Origin of the sequence: Neolewinella lacunae (genome assembly GCF_014349155.1) — a bacterium.
Taxonomy (GTDB): Bacteria; Bacteroidota; Bacteroidia; order Chitinophagales; family Saprospiraceae; genus Neolewinella; species Neolewinella lacunae.
The window spans coordinates 5,353-8,065 of record NZ_JACSIT010000146.1; the positions used below are offsets into that span (position 1 = coordinate 5,353).

Consider the following 2,713-nt stretch of genomic DNA (forward strand, 5'->3'; position numbering starts at 1 on the left):
CCCTCTACCTCCACATCGCCGCCGCCTGAGGTAATCTGTGAGTTTGCCCCATCAATCAGTAAGCCGTAGTTAAATATCCCCGGGCCCGAGCCACCGGTACCGCTGACGCTGACCTTGCCCGACCCGCCCGATGTTATCTGAGCTGCCGTTATGATGAGGATACCACAAATGTCGTTGCCCGTGCCTGGGCCACCGGTGCCGGTAACGGACACCGCGCCGTTGCCTCCAGAGGTAATCTGACCCGCGTTGGCAAGCCGGATGCCGACATTCTGGCTGCCAGAACCCGAGTCGCCCCCACCCTGGCCCTCTACCTCCACATCGCCGCCGCCTGAGGTAATCTGTGAGTTTGCCCCATCAATCAGTAAGCCGTAGTTAAATATCCCCGGGCCCGAGCCACCAGTGCCGCTGACGCTGACCTTGCCAATGGAGCTCGATATCCTGCCAGCATCAGATATTTGTATGCCATATTGGTCATTACCAGAATCGCCCCCTGTACCCTTCACCGTCAGCGCTCCGTTTCCATAGCTCACGAGTAAACCTCCTGCAAGTTTTACCCCAATGAAGTTACCCGATGTAGGGATTGTTTGCTGGTTCGCCTCTACCGTTAGATTGCCGGTGATGGTTTCGATACTTGCACTGTTGTTTACTACCACATCCCGGCTGACTTTGAGCGTAGCCGCGCCTGTGCCCAATAAGACGAGGTTGGCATTGGCGGCCACCACTACCCGATCCACGCCCGGCATAGCCTCATCGTCCTGCAAATCCACATCGAGGTCTGCATCAGCTGCAAAGGTGATGTCGCCATTGAAGTTCACCACATCGTCGCCCGTACCACCGTTGAGGGTCAGGCTGGGCAAGGCCGCCACAAATGCCCCTACATTAATGATATCGTTGCCCGCTGCTGCGTCGATAGTGATGGATGCTGCACCGGCAAGTGGCACATCTACCGGCAGGCTAAGCGTCGGGCCACCGTTCAAGGAATAGGTGCGCCCGGCAGCGGCGAAATTGATGCTTACGCCATTCTCCGCTACGTTCAGAACATCACCGTTGCCCGCCACATCAGTTACTACGATGGCATTGCCTGCGGTAGTGATGGTATAGTCGGGCATGAGGGAAGCATTATTAGGCGTCAGAGAAAAGTCGTCAATCGCCAAGCCGTCATCCGCACCCGATGCATCCGCATCTGACCAGCGCAACCAAAAGGTAGCGCCGTTAGAGATAGAGAGGCTGTTGATGGTCGAAGCAAGCGCCGTGCGGTTGGCCGCCACATTGCCGTCTTTGGAACCCGTTGTCGTCGTATTGGGTGTCTCAAAATCCAGCGCGTCCACGTCCGTCCAGGTACCAGTAGTCAGGCTGGTGGCGTTCAAACTGTACTGGAAATCCAGGCGATCAGCCCTCGCTGCAGTGCCTAAGCGCCATTGTTCACCCGTGTAAGCTACATTCAGCGACTGGATGGTACTACCGGTATTATTGGTGAAACACACTCCAACGACAGACAGCAATGTGCCGGAGCGCAAAGTACCCAAGGCCCGCTCAGTAGCGGCAGATGCCCCATAACTATAGGTATCGCCAGTGTTAGAACTCCCCGCATCTACGGCGTACTGTTCATTGTCCCGGGCCCCTCCCCCAGTTTCGTTGAGGAACCAGCCGGTAAGTGTGAGGTTGTTGGTCGTGCTGCCAGGCACGTTGGATAGCGCGTCAAAGTTTTGGCTGGAGGCACTACCCAAAGTGGTGAGGGACACACACTGGGCGTACGTCACCCCACTCAGGAACGGCAACAGGGCCAGCACCAGGGTAATCCTGTTCATCAAAGACATTGAAGCAATGCGGTAATCGTGGTTGCAAACACCAGGAATCCGAAGCGCTGACGAAAAAACAGCACGCTCCTTCCGGGAAAGTAAACGTAGAGACATCCTTGATTTCTTAAGAGATTATGTAAGCCAAAAGCAGTGTAGCATACAGCCAGCCACGCCAAAAGTAAGGTGAATACTTAGGTAGAAAATCCACTTGGCCGCAAAATACGGCCTATAAATTTTAAATCCCGCCATGCGTTCAATTCTTCCGGCAGAAAGTTCTGTTGCAACAACCGCATCTGAACAAGATTTTGACAACCCCGCAGCATCTTGCCAGCGGCTTTCGCTGCGTATTCAAGCCCGAAATTCTCTATAAGAAAGTCGTCGGCGCACTTACAACCTGTTGCTTTACAAACTTTTACATACCCTTAAGCTGTTTCGGGCGCGGACGCAGGTGCTGGGGAGGGACAAGAGAGCAAGGTACTGTCGGGGCTGTAGGTACTGTCGCGGCTTTAGCCCAACCCCACAAGGTATTGTCGCGGCTAAAGCCCGACTTCCCCATCTCGGGCTTTAGCCCGACAATACCTTCTCCTCTCCCCCACCAACGCACAAGCCCCGCCACTCCTAAGAGCAACGGGGCCTGTACTGTCGCGGCTGTAAACCCGACTAAACTTGTCGCCCATCAGGGCAATGCCTATTTGGTCCTACCGAACCACCACCATCTTACGGGTAGCGGTAAAGTCGCCGGCCGTCAGCGTGTACGTCAGTACACCCGCCGCACCCAGCTCCCCTGCCGTCAGCGTCACCTGGTTGCGGCCAGCCGTGGCCTCCAGCTTGCGCGTCAGCAGCAGGCGGCCAGCGGCATCCTGTACCGTCAGCGTCGCTGCACCAGCAACGGCCAGCTCGTAGCGGATCACCGT

At 56.1% G+C, this 2,713-nt stretch carries 1 protein-coding gene and 1 pseudogene; both read right to left on the reverse strand.

Annotated features, from left to right (window positions below):
- Window positions 1–1,913, reverse strand: a pseudogene (locus H9S92_RS17770) (hypothetical protein); the annotation flags it as partial.
- A gap of 584 nt (window positions 1,914–2,497) precedes the next feature.
- On the reverse strand, window positions 2,498–2,713 hold a 216-nt coding region (locus H9S92_RS17775; RefSeq protein WP_187468048.1), incomplete at its 5' end, for a T9SS type A sorting domain-containing protein.